The organism is Streptomyces sp. NPDC058045 (assembly GCF_042885635.1).
Taxonomy (GTDB): domain Bacteria; phylum Actinomycetota; class Actinomycetes; order Streptomycetales; family Streptomycetaceae; genus Streptomyces.
The window spans coordinates 39,612-54,286 of record NZ_JBHVRR010000029.1; the positions used below are offsets into that span (position 1 = coordinate 39,612).

The 14,675-nt window shown below is 70.7% G+C and carries 16 protein-coding genes; 7 read left to right on the plus strand and 9 right to left on the minus strand.

Features of this window, described 5'->3' with window-relative positions; genetic code table 11:
• The first annotated feature begins 84 nt into the window (after positions 1–84).
• Positions 85–897, plus strand: coding sequence for a M23 family metallopeptidase (locus ACFVST_RS18820; RefSeq protein ID WP_390152845.1), 813 nt, complete (start codon positions 85–87; stop codon positions 895–897).
• Between the two features lie 86 nt (positions 898–983).
• On the opposite strand, the gene ACFVST_RS18825 is transcribed toward ACFVST_RS18820, so the two are convergent.
• Both ACFVST_RS18825 and ACFVST_RS18830 read right to left on the minus strand, forming a co-directional pair.
• Positions 984–1,760 (minus strand): BPL-N domain-containing protein, encoded by a 777-nt coding sequence (locus ACFVST_RS18825; RefSeq protein WP_390152848.1) that lies wholly within the window; start codon positions 1,758–1,760, stop codon positions 984–986.
• Positions 1,761–1,881: 121 nt separating this feature from the next.
• Positions 1,882–2,682: an MBL fold metallo-hydrolase gene (locus ACFVST_RS18830; protein ID WP_390152850.1), complete on the minus strand. Its 801-nt coding sequence runs from the start codon at positions 2,680–2,682 to the stop codon at positions 1,882–1,884.
• A 51-nt stretch (positions 2,683–2,733) separates the two neighbouring features.
• On the opposite strand from ACFVST_RS18830, the gene ACFVST_RS18835 reads away from it, so the two are divergent.
• Entirely contained in the window at positions 2,734–3,120 is a 387-nt protein-coding gene (locus tag ACFVST_RS18835; protein ID WP_390152853.1) for a MerR family transcriptional regulator, read from the plus strand.
• A 42-nt stretch (positions 3,121–3,162) separates the two neighbouring features.
• Here ACFVST_RS18835 and catA read toward each other — a convergent pair whose 3' ends face one another.
• Complete coding sequence (gene catA, locus ACFVST_RS18840) at positions 3,163–3,828, minus strand: type A chloramphenicol O-acetyltransferase (protein WP_390152856.1); 666 nt, start codon at positions 3,826–3,828, stop codon at positions 3,163–3,165.
• A gap of 138 nt (positions 3,829–3,966) precedes the next feature.
• On the opposite strand from catA, the gene ACFVST_RS18845 reads away from it, so the two are divergent.
• On the plus strand, positions 3,967–4,464 hold the full coding sequence (locus tag ACFVST_RS18845) for a hypothetical protein (RefSeq protein ID WP_390152857.1): 498 nt from the start codon (positions 3,967–3,969) through the stop codon (positions 4,462–4,464).
• Here ACFVST_RS18845 and ACFVST_RS18850 read toward each other — a convergent pair.
• The 3 genes from ACFVST_RS18850 to ACFVST_RS18860 form a co-directional block, all read right to left on the minus strand.
• On the minus strand, positions 4,461–4,670 hold the full coding sequence (locus ACFVST_RS18850) for a hypothetical protein (RefSeq protein ID WP_390152859.1): 210 nt from the start codon (positions 4,668–4,670) through the stop codon (positions 4,461–4,463). The two genes, ACFVST_RS18845 and ACFVST_RS18850, sit on opposite strands and share 4 nt — an antisense overlap.
• A 263-nt stretch (positions 4,671–4,933) precedes the next feature.
• Complete coding sequence (locus tag ACFVST_RS18855) at positions 4,934–5,641, minus strand: B3/4 domain-containing protein (protein ID WP_390152862.1); 708 nt, start codon at positions 5,639–5,641, stop codon at positions 4,934–4,936.
• 46 nt (positions 5,642–5,687) lie between these two features.
• On the minus strand, positions 5,688–6,335 hold the full coding sequence (locus ACFVST_RS18860; protein ID WP_390152865.1) for an FMN-binding negative transcriptional regulator: 648 nt from the start codon (positions 6,333–6,335) through the stop codon (positions 5,688–5,690).
• A 168-nt stretch (positions 6,336–6,503) separates the two neighbouring features.
• On the opposite strand from ACFVST_RS18860, the gene ACFVST_RS18865 reads away from it, so the two are divergent.
• Both ACFVST_RS18865 and ACFVST_RS18870 read left to right on the plus strand, forming a co-directional pair.
• Positions 6,504–7,094: a helix-turn-helix domain-containing protein gene (locus ACFVST_RS18865; RefSeq protein ID WP_390152868.1), complete on the plus strand. Its 591-nt coding sequence runs from the start codon at positions 6,504–6,506 to the stop codon at positions 7,092–7,094.
• A 147-nt stretch (positions 7,095–7,241) separates the two neighbouring features.
• Positions 7,242–8,189 carry a hypothetical protein gene (locus ACFVST_RS18870; RefSeq protein ID WP_390152871.1) on the plus strand — a complete coding sequence of 316 codons (948 nt, stop codon included), beginning with the start codon at positions 7,242–7,244 and terminating at the stop codon, positions 8,187–8,189.
• 84 nt (positions 8,190–8,273) lie between these two features.
• On the opposite strand, the gene ACFVST_RS18875 is transcribed toward ACFVST_RS18870, so the two are convergent.
• On the minus strand, positions 8,274–10,625 hold the full coding sequence (locus ACFVST_RS18875; RefSeq protein ID WP_390152874.1) for a family 20 glycosylhydrolase: 2,352 nt from the start codon (positions 10,623–10,625) through the stop codon (positions 8,274–8,276).
• Between the two features lie 317 nt (positions 10,626–10,942).
• Positions 10,943–11,836: a GNAT family N-acetyltransferase gene (locus tag ACFVST_RS18880; RefSeq protein ID WP_390152877.1), complete on the minus strand. Its 894-nt coding sequence runs from the start codon at positions 11,834–11,836 to the stop codon at positions 10,943–10,945.
• A 478-nt stretch (positions 11,837–12,314) separates the two neighbouring features.
• Here ACFVST_RS18880 and ACFVST_RS18885 point away from each other — a divergent pair, with 478 nt between their 5' ends.
• On the plus strand, positions 12,315–12,710 hold the full coding sequence (locus tag ACFVST_RS18885; protein WP_390152879.1) for an ATP-binding protein: 396 nt from the start codon (positions 12,315–12,317) through the stop codon (positions 12,708–12,710).
• 143 nt (positions 12,711–12,853) lie between these two features.
• Positions 12,854–13,507, plus strand: coding sequence for a class I SAM-dependent methyltransferase (locus tag ACFVST_RS18890; RefSeq protein ID WP_390152882.1), 654 nt, complete (start codon positions 12,854–12,856; stop codon positions 13,505–13,507).
• Positions 13,508–13,561: 54 nt separating this feature from the next.
• On the opposite strand, the gene ACFVST_RS18895 is transcribed toward ACFVST_RS18890, so the two are convergent.
• Positions 13,562–14,557, minus strand: coding sequence for a GlxA family transcriptional regulator (locus ACFVST_RS18895; protein WP_390152885.1), 996 nt, complete (start codon positions 14,555–14,557; stop codon positions 13,562–13,564).
• Between the last annotated feature and the right edge of the window lie 118 nt (positions 14,558–14,675).

Genomic DNA, 14,675 nt, shown 5'->3' on the forward strand with positions numbered 1-14,675 from the left:
ACCGTCACGGCTCGCGCACTCCCGTACGGCACCGCCCGGCGTATCGCTCATGCCCTTCCGGCCTTCAGTGAAGGAGAACACGCCATGTCTCTCAGACGGGCCCTGTCCGTCATCGTCGCCAGCGTCATCGGGCTGATCGGCCTCACCGCCGTGCCCGCGCAGGCGGCACCGAACTTCAAGGCGCCCTACCCCTGCGGCCAGCAGTGGACGTACAGCCACCACTCGGCCGAGGTCCGCCTCGCCCTTGACTTCGTCCGTACCGACGGCGGTTCCACGGCGGGCACACCCGTCCTGGCCTCCGCCTCCGGCACCGCCTACCGCTACTACGAGGGCGGCGGCGCCGGGAACTACGTGGTCATCGACCACGGCGGCGGCTGGAAGACGTACTACTTCCACCTGTCCGCCTTCGCCATCAGCAACGGGCAGAACGTCGCCCAGGGCCAGCAGATCGGCTCCACCGGCTCCACCGGCAACAGCTCGGGCGCCCATATCCACTACGAGCAGCTCTACAACGGCGTCGGGCAGCCCATCGTCATCAACGGCGGCTCCCTCGCCCCCTATCCGGGCGCGTACTACCAGAGGTACCTGACCAGCGACAACGGTTGCGGCGGGGGTGGCGGCGGCAAGTACTGGGTGGATACCTTCAGCAACGCGCCCGGCTACGCCTCGCCGAGCAGCACCGCCCAGACCGGCACCCTCTACAAGGGCACCAACTACGTCTTCTGCAAGGTCTGGGGCCGGGAGATCCGCGACGGCTCCGGCAACTTCAACCACTGGTGGCTCCGCACCGACCTCGACGTCGGCCCCGGGAACCAGTATGTCTCCGCGTACTACCTCGCCCGCTGGGGCAACGACCAGGCGCGTGACAACAACGGCACGGTCATCCCGGACTGCTGACGCGGCGTCAGAACGGTCTTCTGCGGCGGCCGGAGCACCCCGGTGGTGCTCCGGCCGTCGCCGTTCCCGCGCCAACTACCCATTATCTAAAGGCCCTTGACGGTTTCCCGGATCAGGTCCAGGCCGAGGTCGAAGCGCACGCCGTCCGGATTGCGCAGCCCCTCGTCCGCGTACCAGGAGGCGTCGGCCTCGGGGTGCGGCCCGACCACCCCGACCCGCCCCCGGCCGTACGGTGCCACGACGGCGGCGATGGTGCCGTTGCCATACTCGGCCAGTACGGTCGCGTCGGCGCCGTCGTCCAGGAGGAAGCGCGGGCCGTCCTGGAAGTACATATGGCGCCGCTTGCCCCGCCAGGTCACCGGCACCACGGTGTCCCGCCCGTCGTGGACGGAGGCGCCCGGCGAGGAGGTGTAGCCGTCGGTGTCGCCGGGCAGCAGGCCGAAGCCGGGGGTGCGGCCCGCCAGATAGCCGCCCATGCAGAAACCGAGGTAGCGGCCGCCGTCCCGGGTCCAGTCGCGGACCGCACGGGCCGCGCCCCTCAACGCCCGCCAGGCCGCGTCGACATCGTCGCCGCCGCCGGGCTGCGCGTACAGATCGGCGTCCGCCAGGCTCGCGGCGGTCAGCGGGAGGTCCTCGTCCGGTCCGACGTAGGCCACCTCGAAGCGGCGCGGGCTCCGCTTCAGCAGGGCGGCCACCGCTTCCGCACACCCTTCGCAGACGCCCGGACCGCGGTAGACCAGCGCGGACAGCGGCCCGGGCGCCTCCGGCGAGGCGGCCTCCCGGGTGCAGGCGGCGGTGAGCGCGGCCGCGGCCACCCCGGGCAGGGTCCGGGTGAGCAGCCGCCGACGGGGGACGAGGGGCATGGGGGGTTTCACGTGTCGCCGCCAGGTGGTCGGGGATGGTCGGGGAAACGAACCCTCATGATCGGCCCTCGGTACCGGTGGCGCGCAAGTCCCGGAGGACGGGGGGCGGCCGGGGGCGCGGTCAAGTCAGGGCGGGATCATGTGAGTTGACCAGGCGCACCGTCCCCTCGGCCGACAACTCCGCCAGCAGCCGCTGGGTGCGGAGCCGGGCGGTCTCCTCGTGCTGGGTGGCGGCGGCGAACGCCTCCACCGCGGGTGGCGCGGTGCGGGTGAGTTGGGCGTGGTGGTGGACGGCGTCGCCGATGTGCAGGAGTTCCCGGGCGCCGGGCGTTCCGTCGATGCCGCCGAGGTCGTCGATTCCGTCGAGGTTGTCGATGAGTACGCCGGCGTGTCCCGGTGCGTGGCCCGGCAGGGCGACCAGGCGGATCGACGCCGGGAGGCCGTCCAGCGTCCAGGTGTCCTGCCCCCGCCAGTGCGGCGCCGGGACGGGGGCGGGTGCCCAGGTCACACCGTGCGCCCACTGCGCGGGGCTGACGTGCCCGTCGCCCTGATCGACGGCGGACCGGCAGGCGTCGGTGGTGTGGACGCGGGCGGCGGGGAAGTCGGCGAGGCCGCCCGCGTGGTCGAGATGGTGGTGGGTGAGGATCACATCGGAGACGTCCCGGGGGTCGAGGCCCAGCGCGGTGACGCGGGCGATCAGGGTCTCGTCGGGGTCGAGCGCCGGGCCGATCAGCTCGACCCAGTCCTTGCCCAGGCGTGGCCCGGGGGACTCGATGTCCCGGCGGCCGATCCCGGTGTCGACGGCGACCAGTCGGTCCGGCAGTTCGATCAGCAGGCATCGGCAGATGAAGTGGGGCACCCCGAGGACGGCTTCCCCGCCGGGGACGTTCAGGGTTCCGCAGTTGAGTTCATGGATTCGCACGGGGTGGACGGTAGAAGTTCGGGTCGGCACGAAGTCAAGGATGATGGGGGGATGCACCCTCCGCTGATGCGCATCGGTGAGGCGGCCGAACGCCTCGGAGTCTCCACCCACCTCCTCCGTCACTGGGAGGACGAGGGGGTGATCACCCCACGCCGCACCGCGAGCGGCGCCCGCCGCTACGACCAGGAGCTGCTGGACGCCCTGTCGATCGCGGTCAGGTGCCAGCGGGCCGGGATGTCCCTCAGCGTGATCGCCCGCCTGCTGAACGGCGGCCGGCAGGAACGCCGGGATCTCGTCGCCGAGCAGCGCCAGGCCATCGACCGGCAACGAGAACGACTCGACCGGGCCGCGGCCTACCTGGACCACGTCCTGGAGTGCACCCACCCCGTCATCCAGGAGTGCCCGGCCTGCCGTGACTTCGCGGCGTCAACTCCGTGACGGGCTGCCAACTACCCTTCCCCACAACGGAGTTCAGCCCCCTTACGAGCCCTCGTCGCCCACCCACGACGGATCCGCGACGAGGTCCCGTACCTCCCCGACGAGGCGTGCCGAGTGGAAGCCGTCCGCCGCCGCGTGGTGGATCTGTACCGCGAGGGGGAGGAGGACCCGGCCCTCGCGCTCGGTGTAGCGGCCCAGGGTGAAGATCGGTGCCAGATGGTCCTGGTCGCCGCCGATGTTCAGGTTGAAGCCGGTGAAGGAGGCCCACGGCAGGCTCGACACATCGAAGGTGTTGGCCGGCGGCTGTCCCTGGGGGAAGAACTCCGTTGCCCGGGCGTGCACTTGGAGGAGCGGGGCGGCGGTGTCGTGGAAGGCGCCGAAGTCGGGATCGTAGGGCGCCCACACCGCGGCGAACGTCTCCCGGTCCGGGTTGAACACCGTGAAGGACGGATGCACCACCGGCCAGACCGCCGGCGCACCCGAGGCGGTGAGGCACATCCTGAACTCCTCGTGCCGGTTGACGACGGTGGCCAGCGCCCAGATCTGCGCCAGGTACGACTTGCGCCGCGAGCGTCGCAACGCGGCGGCGAAGGCGGTGACATCGACCTCCACCGTCATTGAGTAGGTGCATGGAACACGGTGGCGGTAGTGCTCGAAGTGCTGCCGGCGCGGCCAGCGGGCGAGGTCGACGGGGATCGGAGCGTCCATCCGCCCATGATCCCCCAACTCCGCACCCCGCACCCGGTGTTGCGGAGGTGGGGGAGTGCGGCCTCCGCCGGGCGGGGGAGCAGGTGATCGTGCCCTCGCACGATGGCCGCCGCGTCCCCGGTGCCTACCGTTCTCGGTGTGCGAGAGACAAGAAGTGACGTGGAAAATCAGGTGCGTTGGCCTGCCTGGGCGATGGCGGCGCTGTTCCTCGGCTACGGCGTCGGCAAGGCCGTGTTCGCCGCGCAGGGCAAGCTGGGGTTCCCGGGTGGTCCGGTGGTGCCCGCCGCGGAGTATGCGGCGTACGCGCACGACATGATGGATGTGACCGTGGCGCAGTGGCTCGCGGCGTCGAACGGTGTCCTGGGTGCCCTGCTCGTCCTGGCGACGGTGGTCCGTGCGGGACGGCGGGTGCCGCGGATACTGATGCTGGGGGCCCTCGCGGTCACCGCGATCGGGGTCGGCGCGGGCATGGTGGTGCTGGTCGCGGACGGCTTCCTCGGACTCGGTGTGGGCTGGCGGTGGTACCACGGTGTCCTCGGGATCGCCGTACTCGGACTGCTGGGCATGACGATCCGCTCCTACGTCCGCGCGACGCGAAAGCCACCAAGGGCGCGCCAACTACGCCTGCCTGCCTAGGAGTTGGGCGCCCCGGGAAGGGCGAGGGCGCGGGTGAGGGCGGTGAGGACGGGGGTGGCGTGGTCGGGCAGGTGGCGGGGTGCCCAGTCGGCGGCCAGGGCGAGGAACGCGGTGAGGTCGCGCTCGGCGCCTTCGAGGAGTTGGCGGAGCCGGGTGGCGGGCAGTTCGATTACCGGGCTGTCGTCCCGCTCGGTGTCGACGGTCAACCGCACGGTGCCGCCCAGGAGTTCGGCGGATGGATCGGGGTGGCCGGCCGTCCTGCTCGGGGTCGATGTCGTTGCAGGCGGCGATCCGCAGCACCGCCGTCCCGACCTCGGCGGGGGAGAGTCCCCCGCCGAGCGGCAGGCAGCCGGACGGCTCGGCCGCGGCGACGGGCCAGAGCCCGAAGTCGCCGTACGGGCGTGACTCCAGGACGGGCTGCATCACGATCACCCGGCCAGTGTCCCGCACACCCCACCCGGACCGGTTTTCAGACGGTGGCTTCCGGCTGCTCCGGGGTGAGGTGGTGCAGTTCGGTGCGGTCGGTGTGCGGGGCCAGCAGGTCCTGGAGTTCGGCCGCGGCGGTCTTCAGGAGGTGTCCGTCGCGGGTGGCGTGCAGGGTTTCGAGGACGAAGGCGACGCGGGTGGAGTCCTCGGTGACGCGGGTGCGGTGGGCGTCGCGGTGGTTCCAGTGCCGGGTCAGTACATCGGTGGTGTCGAGGTAGATGATCTCGCCGGGCCTGGGGTGCTCGACGGTGTCGGGCTCGCCGAGAGGGGTGAAGGTCTCGCCGCCGTCGGCGGGGCGGATGTCGATGTCGCCGGTGACCTGGTCGAGGTCGAACGCACCGGCGGGCAGGCCGTGTTGGACGGAGACCGTGTTGTAGGAGTCGACGGCCGGGTTGATCCGGGGCAGGGTGCCCTTCTTGGCGAGGCGGCGGCCCAGCGCGTCGACGGAGGGCCGGATGCGGCGGGGGTTGGTGCCGAAGGCCCGGTAGGCGGTGTGCCAGGCCTCGATCCGCGGGTCGCTCTCGTCGGCGGGCTGCCACCCACCGTCCGCGAGTCGCCGCTCCAGGTCCTCCACGGCGGCGGCGGTGGCGGGCCAGGGCTCGCGCCCGCGCAGGCCGGTGGCGGTGACGATGGCGATACGGGTGCCGGGGAAGGCCTCGGCGACGGCGGGGCTGAGACGGAAGGCGGTCATCGGGAAGTTCCGTTCCGGGAGCGGCAGTTGGGGCGGCGGGGCGCGGTCAGGGTTGCCAGGGGCCGATGCGGTCCAGGCGGCGGAGTTGCTGGGACGCGGCGGGCGCGTCCAGGCCGGTGCCGCGTTCGGTGAGGCGGCGGGCGGTGCCGGTGCGCTGCTCGACCGGCTTGTGGTCGTCGTACTTGAACTTCGCCCGTACCTCGGTGACGGCCAGGTGCAGGCCGCGGATACCGGACAGCATCCGGCCGTAGGGCGGCTGGTCGGGGGCGATGGGGGCGTGGTCGCCGTCCGGCTGGAAGTGCGCCATCTGGTGGCGCAGGATCGCCGCCTTGGCCTCGGCGTCGTCGATGATCGCGGCCTGGCAGGTGAACTGGACGGCCGCGTAGTAGCTGGTGGGGACGCCGTCGGTGGGCGGGGTGCCGGGCTTGGTGCGCCAGGGGCCGGGGACGAACGCGTAGTCGCCGGTGACGGCAAAGGTGACCTGCGGATGCGCCTCGATCGCCGCCCAGACCGGGTTCGGCCGCGCGAGGTGGACCAGCAGCGCGCCGTCCGTGGCGGTGAAGTGGGTGGGTACGACGACGGGCGCCCGGCCGGACGGGCCGTTGACGCTGAGCACACCGAAGTCATGGCCGTCGGCGATCCACGCCTGCCACTCGGCGTCGTCCAGGGCTGCGTCCCAGGGCTGGATGAACATACGCGGTCCTCACGGGCGGGAACGGAACACGGGGCACACCCCTTACCATCCAATGGAACGACCACACCGTACAACGCACCGACCGTCCCCGGTCAACCGGCATCCAGCGGACGTCGGTCCACCGGCAACCGTCCGGTGTGCGGCGATCCACCTAGGGAGAGGCGAACCATGGCGGAGACCGAGGCGGCACTGCGGACCCTCGCGCACAACGTCCGCGCGGCCCGCACCCGCGCCGGGCTGACCCTGGACGAGCTGGGCAGGCGCGCCAAGGTCAGCAAAGGCGCCCTGGTGGCACTGGAGAGAGCGCAGGGCAACCCCAACTTCGCCACCCTGGTCCGCCTCGCCGACACCCTCGGCATCTCGGTGTCCGCCCTGATGGAAGGGCCGGCGGAAGGCCGCGTCCGGATCGTGTCCGCCGACGCGCTCATGCCGCTGTGGGCCGGGCAACAGGGCGGCGAGGCCCGGCTGATGCTCACCACCTCGGGACCGTCCCCCGTCGAGATCTGGCGCTGGCGACTGGAACCGGGCGAGGAGTACCCCAGCCATCCCCACCAGGCCGGAGTCGTGGAGACCGTCAGCGTCACCGCCGGCACGATGATCCTCGTCGTCGACGGCACCGAGCACACCGTCACCACCGGCCAGACCGCCACCTTCGACGGCGACACCCCCCACGCCTACCGCGGCGCGGGCACCGGCCCCTGCCACCTGATCATGACCGTCCACATCCCGCCGGGGCCGACCGCTTCCGCCGCCAACTGACGTACTCGCGGCGGAGGTTCGGCAGGAGCGGGGGGCTTATCGGGTTAACTGGGGCCACTGGTAGGGGAGTTGGCTACTGACGGGTCACATTCTCCGGGAGTTGTGCCATGCTGCCCGGCACCAACCCCCTACCGTGCAGGAGCACAGATGCTCTCTGTCAGACGTGGTGTGACCTACCGCGCGCTCGCCGTCGGGGCGGCTGCGGTGACCGGACTGACGGTCATCGGGGTCCAGGGCGCACAGGCGGGCCAAGTCGCCAAGGCCCCTCCGCCGCTGGTCACTTACAACAACAACATCGAGAACATGGTTCCGCACTCCTGCTCCGGCGACCGGTTCGACCGGCTGCTGAACTACCTCAAGAGCAGGCCCAAGAGCCCCGATGTGTTCACCGTGCAGCAGATCTCCAACACCCGCCAGCTCACCGACTTCACCAAGCGCCTCAGCGATCTGCTGCCAGGCACCTACGCGGGCCGTATCGCCATCGGCAGCCCCGGCTCCATGGGCTACACCAGCCGCTGCGGCAAGTTGAAGAACCAGCAGACCAACGCGGTGATCTACCGGACCGACCGGCTGGTCCCGAAGTCCTCCACCACCTGGCGGTCCGACGCCCCCAAGGGCGGCAGCGGCCCCTGCCGGAACCTGACACCCACCAAGACCAGCCAGGACCGGGTGCAGAACATCGCCGTACGGTTCCAGGACAAGTCCGCCGGGCGTGATGTCACGGTGGCCTCGATCCACTGGCCGACGAAGAAGTGGAACGGCCCCGACTGCGCGTCCGAGAACATCAAGGAGGCGAACGAGGCCGTCGACCGTCTCGGCGGCAGCCTCAAGATCGTCGCAGGTGACGCCAACGTCGCGGTGAGCCACGGCAGTTGGTGGAACAAGGCCCGCGGCTACGGCTTCCGCGACCCGATCGCCGAGAAGTGCGGCAGCCGCGACTGCTCCACCAAGCACAACACCTGCGGCAAGCGCCGGATCGACGTCATGCTGGTCAAGCACACGGGCGGCTTCAGCAACGCCGCCACGATCACCGACAGCATGACCGGCGGCTCCTACTCCAACCACAAGGCCGTCACCGCCTACGTCAAGTACTGACCGCGGTAGGCGAGTTGGACCCGCCACCGGATCGCCGGCGCCCCCACCGGGCGCCGGCGATCCGGTCGTTCCATCAGGCCGTGATCAGACGCGGGCGGTCACGGTGAACTCGGCCTGGGCCTTCACACCGCCGGGGCCGGTGATCCGGACGGTGCCGCGGAAGGTGCCCCGGCGGGTGTAGCGGTGCTCGCCCTTGACCTGGTACACGCCGTTGACCTGGCGGTCCCCGGGGGCGTCGCCGCTGACCGTGGCGGTGCTGGTGTCGCCGTCGCCCCAGTCGACGGTGGCGGTGACCTTGTCGGGTGCCACCCCGGGCAGCGCCAGGCTCGCGACGGCCGCGTTGACGGCGCCGTCCTTGCCGGTGCTCAGGGCGGTGCCGACCGCCGCGGCCTCCCAGCGCACTCCCGGGTCCACCCAGAAGTTCCGGCCGGCGAAGAGCCAGCGCACGCCCTGCGTCCCGGTCCTGGCCACCACACCCTCGGCGTCCTCGGTGGCCTCCGCCGGGGACCACGCCTTCTCCAGGATCGCGGGGAGCCGGGGGAACACCTGGTACTGCACATCGGGCAGCCCGCGCAGCATCCGCTCGCCCCAGATGGGGGCCTCGATGCCGAGGATGTCCTCGTTGTTGAGCCCGTAGTCCCGCTGCACCTTGGCGCCCGTCCACCCGTCGGTGAGATCGTCCGGATTCCAGGTGTACGCGCGCCGGGTGTCGTAGGTGGGGTACGGGTAGTCCAGATAGGTCTGCTGGGTGGGCGAAAGGACCACCGGGCGGCGGGGGTTGAACCACTCGCGGGACATCTCCCGGCTCTGGTCCTGCCAGTAGTGGTGGACCGTCTCGGTGTCGAGGACGACGCCGCAGCTCGGGGACCAGCCGATCATGGTCTTCTTGTGGCTGCGGGCGATGCCCTCGATCCGCCGCAGGAAACGCACATACTGGTCGTGCGGCATGTCCGACTCGTCGGCGCCCAGGTGCACATAGGGCGAGGGGAAGAGCGCGGCGACCTCGCGGAGTACGTCGTCGATGAAAGCGTAGGTGGTCTCCAGATCCGCCAAGTAGCCGCCGGCGCCGCTCAGTTCGGGGTAGGCGGTACGGGCCGCCGTGGTGTGCGAGGGCATCTCGATCTCGGGGATGACCTGCACATGCCGTTCGGTGGCGTACCGGACGACGGAGCGGATGTCGTCCTTGGTGTAGAAACCGGTCCGCCCGCCCGGCATGGACATGCCTCCGCCGACCTCGGTGAGCCGCGGCCGTGAGTCGATCTGGATCCGCCAGCCCTGGTCATCCGTCAGATGCCAGTGCAGTACGTTCCCCTTGGACTGCGCCAGCCCGTCGATGAGCGCCTTGACCTCCTCGACACGGAGGAAGTTCCGCGCCGCGTCGGCCATCAACCCGCGGTGTACGAACCGGGGGTAGTCGCGGATCTCGGTCGCCTCGACGGTCCACGGGCCGGGCCTGACCTCGGTGCCCTCGATCCACGGAGGCAGCAGTTGGCGCAGCGTCTGCACCCCGTTGAAGAGGCCGTGCGCGGTCGCCGCCGCGATCCGCAGCCCACCCTCGCCGGCGGTGAGGACATAGCCTTCCGCGACGGCCAGCTTGGCCCGGGACGGGGCCTGGGAGCGGTCCAGCAGCAGCGTGATGTCCCCGTCCTTGCCCGCACCGCCGCCGACCACCGGCAGTGTGAACCCGGTCGCCGGACGCAGATACCCGGCGAGCAGCCCGGCGACCTCCCGGGCGCCCTTGTCGGCGGCGATGATCCGGCTGTTGGGCCCCAGCGCGAAGGGGCGGTCGTCCGGCCGCGAGGTCTGCTCGACCGGGACCGGGATGATCCGGCCCGCGGGCAGGCCGGCGCCGGGCCGCGGCCCGTTCCACACCTCCATGGCGAAGATCGAGTAGCCCCAGCCGGTGGCCGTCTCGACGCCCTGCATCCGTACGAACCGCACGGGCGCGGTGAGGCCGAGTTCGAGGATCTCGCGGCCGCCGGGGGCGTCCGGGACGTCGAGGGCGGTGCGCCAGGTCTTGCCGTCGTCGGAGACCTGGATCTCGTAGTGCGCGGCGCGCGCGGTCTCCCAGTGGATCGCCACATGGTGCACCGGGCTGGGCTCGGCGAGTTCGACCTGCACCCACTCGCGGTTGACGTCCGGATAACCGTTCTCCGGCGAGTTGGAACCCCAACGGGTGCTCAGATCACCGTCGTTGACATGCGAGGCGGCGAACCGCGCAGGGTCGCGGTCGTATTCGCTGGACGCGGTCGCGGTGCCGTCCCGGGCGACATCGCGCGCCGGCTCGGGCCAGGGGGAGTCCGCGGTGGGCGCCGCCCCCGCCGCGAACGCCGGTGCGGAGAAGGCAGTGGAGACGGAGGCCGCGAGCGCGGCGGAGCCGGCGACAGCCAGGACGGTTCTGCGGCGGACGGTCTGGTCTTCGGACGGTGCGGACATCGTCAACTCCGGCGGTGGGTACGGGCAACGGGCGGCCTTGCGGCCTGGCGGTACCCCGGGCGGCCGACGTGCGGGGCGCGAGCGGCCGTCCGGGGCGGGTGCGGGGGGCGGGATGATCGGGAACGTAGAGGCGTATGAGCTCAAGGGTCAAGAGGTCTACACCAGTAGAATTGAAAACACCTGGTGAGAGGCCCGGAGAGGAATATGAAAAACCCTCACTGGTCTAGTCCAAGTGGGGTGAATTCCCTGCCGGCCTGTGCCTGCCCTGCCTGCCCTGATGGCCTTGTACGCGCCCGCCCGGTGCCTACCGCCCGTGCCTACCGGGCCTTCGGCTGGAAATTGATGCGCTCACCGACCACGGGGAAGCCCGCCTTGGTGAAGTTCCCGGCCATGGGGAAATTGCCCTGATCTGTCCCCCCGGTGATGAACTCCGCGCCCTTTGCGACCAGAAAGTGCGTGCACTCCGCGAGAAGGTCATAGGCGTAGCCGCGACCGCGCTGCTCCGGAACGACTCCGATGAAACCGACGGTCGGCCCCGACGGATTGTGCGCCGGAATATGGATACCGGCCAACTCGCCCTCCGGCGTATACGCGAGCTGCCACCACTCCCGGGGAGAAGGGCACCAGTGGAAGAAGTCGATTTCCCCCTGTGCGGCCTGGTCGAGACCGCCTTCCGCCACCTCCCTGAGCGCATGGGCGTCCAGCGTCGCCGAATGGATCCGGCGCAGCGCCTCGAAGAACACGGAATCATCCGGTTCGGCACGGAAACGCAGCCGCCCCGGCCGCTCGGGCAGACCGCACTCCGGGGTCCACCGGTACAGAAAGCGCTCCACCAGCAGCTCGTACCCGGCGGCCTCGGCAGCGGCGAAACGCGCCTTTGCGGCCGCACACAGAACGGGTTCCTCCCGCCAGCCACCGGGAAGGTTGATCTCCAACTCGACCCGCCAGGGCGCGGAACGCAGCAGCTCGGCCCCCGCCTCCTCCTCGCCCTCGGCCACATCGAACCAGTTGACGTTCACCGGCTCCACATCGTCCGGGCCACCCCACCACGCCCCCCGCGCGACGACTTCCCCACCGCGCACGGCAACACGCATCCACTCGGGCCGGAACCGCGTACGGCGATGCCCCTCACGGGCACCCAGCGGATCGGGTATGGCGTCAAAGACACCGGCGTCACTCGAAGAGAGCGCGCGAACGACCAGATCGGTCATCAAATTCCTCCGGGAACAGACTGCTCGGAGCGCTCCCGGTCAGAACTCACACGCCACGCCGGGACAACGAAAAAGGGAGCGCTGAAGACCTGAAAACCGCACGGCACTCGCCTCCTTCCATCCACCTCAGAGCGTGAACCCACACCGTAGGCGACCACCGCCGACCCCGTCCACGCTTTTACGGCGGCCACGGGGCGCCTCACCTCCGCCGGCGCGAGCGGCGCGGCCTCAACAAGCCCTGCGCGCCCCGCCGTTGTGGTGTTCGTCTCCCTGGCGAGTGATCAAGAGAATTAAGGGGTAAGTCATTGACAGTTCAATGGTTGATCTTTATATTATTTTCCGGACGAGGACGAAGGCGGAGTGCGATGAGGGCGTTACCGGTTCGGCGAACAGGAGCGGTGCTGTGAGGAGTTCTGAGCAGGTGCCGGCGCAGCGGCACAGAGGGCGATGCACGGCGACCGTCACGCATGAGCCGCCCGTGACCCTGCTGCATGTGGTCTCCATGGAGGTGGCGATCGGGGCGGTGCGCGAGGCGCGCGAGGTGCTGACGTGGAGGCTCCCGGAGGTGGGCGTCGTCCCGGGCACCGTGTTCGCCGACGCCGTGCAGCTAGTGGTGAGCGAGCTGGTCGCCAACGTGGTGCGGCACGCCCCTGCTTCGCCGGTGGCGGAGGTCGGCGTCATGGTCGGCTCGGGCCAGTTGTTCATCGCCGTCGCGGACGAGGACCCGCGTCTGCCCGATCTGTCGCCGGACGCGATGGGCGGGGGCCTGCGCACGGTGGCCGAGTTGGCCGCGGCGTACGACGGCGACATCAGCCTCGCTCCCGCGGACGGCCGCAGCGGCAAGACCGTGCTCGTACGGCTCGCGATGCCGTGATGAGTGGCCGCGATCGCCAACAGCCGCCAGTCTGCGGGGAGTTGGCCTGACCGCGCGGCGGGGCGGCATCGGCGGGCCGACCTCGACTGGTCACCGGCGGTTTCCTACGCCCTCGTCCACGAGGCCGGTCTAGGGTCGCCCCCATGGCAGAGCCCTCCTTTCTGACCGCCGTCCGTGAGTCGTACGACACGATTGCCGTCGACTACGTCGAACGCGTCCCGCCTCCAGGCGAGTTGGACCCGCTGTCACGGGCGATGCTGGCGGGGTTCGCCGAACTGGTGCGGGCGGCCGGGCTCGGGCCGGTCGCGGATCTGGGGTGCGGCCCCGGCCGGGTGACGGCGCATCTGGCCGGGTTGGGGGTGTCCGCGTTCGGTGTCGATCTGTCGCCGAAGATGATCGGGCTGGCCCGGCACGCCTACCCGGATCTGCGGTTCGCCGAGGGCTCGATGACCGGGCTGGAGACGGGGGACGGCGAGCTCGGCGGCATCCTGGCCTGGTACTCCACGCACCACACGCCCCCGGAGTGGCTGCCGGCGGTGTTCGCGGAGTTCCATCGCACGCTGGCGCCCGGCGGTTATCTGCTCTGGGGGGACTATGTCGGCGATGAACGGCTGCGACCGACCCGGGGCTATGGCCGTCCGGTGTCCTACGAGTCGTATCTGCTACCCCTGGACCGGATGGTCGGTCTGCTGGAGCAGGTCGGGCTGGTCGTCACCGCGAGGCTGGAGCAGGCGCCCGGTGGGCGGGTGCACAGGTCGCGGGCCTGCGTGCTGGCGCGCAAGCCCGAAAAGCCCTGACGGGGGGTTGCTCCTGCGGCGAGGCCGCTTCATGCCGCGTCGAGGGCACCCCCGTCACCCGATCCGGAAGCGTTGGCGGTACTCGCCCGGGGTGATGCCCAGGGAGCGGCGGAAGGCTCGGGTGAGGGTGTCCGTGGTGCCGAAACCGCAGGTGGAGGCGACTCTGGCGAGGGTGTCGTCGGCGGTTTCCAGACGGTTTCTCGCCGCCTCTACGCGCGCCGCCTCCACATAGGCCGCGGGCGTCGTCCCCAGTTCCTGTTTGAAGATGCGGGTGAGTTGGCGGTCGCCGATGTGCAGGCTCTCGGCGAGATCGGCGACGGTGAGTGGTTCCGTGAGGTGCTCGGTGATGTGATGGCGGAGTTCGTCCACCCGCTTGGTGGTCGAGACCGGTTCCAGCGGCACGCTGAACTGGCTCTGGCCGCCGGGGCGTTTGAGGTAGACGACGAGTTGGCGGGCGACCTTCTGGGCGAGGGCCTCACCGAAGTCCTCGGCCACCAGGGCCAGTGCCAGATCGAGGCAGGAGCTGATCCCGGCCCCGGTCCACACCTCGCCGTCGCGGATGAAGATCGGGTCGGCGTCGACCTCGATCTCCGGGTGTTCCGCGGCGAGTTGGGCGGCCGTCGACCAGTGTGTCGTCGCCCGCTTCCCGTCCAGCAGTCCCGCCGCGGCGAGGATATGGGCGCCCACGCACACCGAGGCGACGCGGCGGGCGCGTGGCGCCAACTCGGCGACGCGGCGGACGACTTCGGGGTCGACCAGAGCCGCGACCCGGCGGTACTCGTCGACGCTCACCGCCCCGGGGACGATCACGGTGTCGATCCCGCGGCCGGCCAGGTCCCCGAAGGTCGTGTCGGGCAGCACCCGCACCCCGGCCGATGTCGTCACCGGGTCGAGTGTCTCGGCGGCGATGAGCACCCGGTACCCGGTGGGCCCGTCCAACTCCCGTCGCAGGAGGGAGAACACCTCGGGCGCGCCCGTGACATCGAGGAGGTCGACCCGGTCGAAGACCACCACGACCACCAGGCGTTCGACGGTGTTCCTCCGGCCCATGTTCTCTCCTGGTTGAGGGATGTCGGATTCTGCGGGTTGCATGTCATTGCCGACGCCGCTTCGTGGAACCTAACGTCGAAGTATCCCGGCCGGCAAACCCCGGTCGCGGCGTACGGAG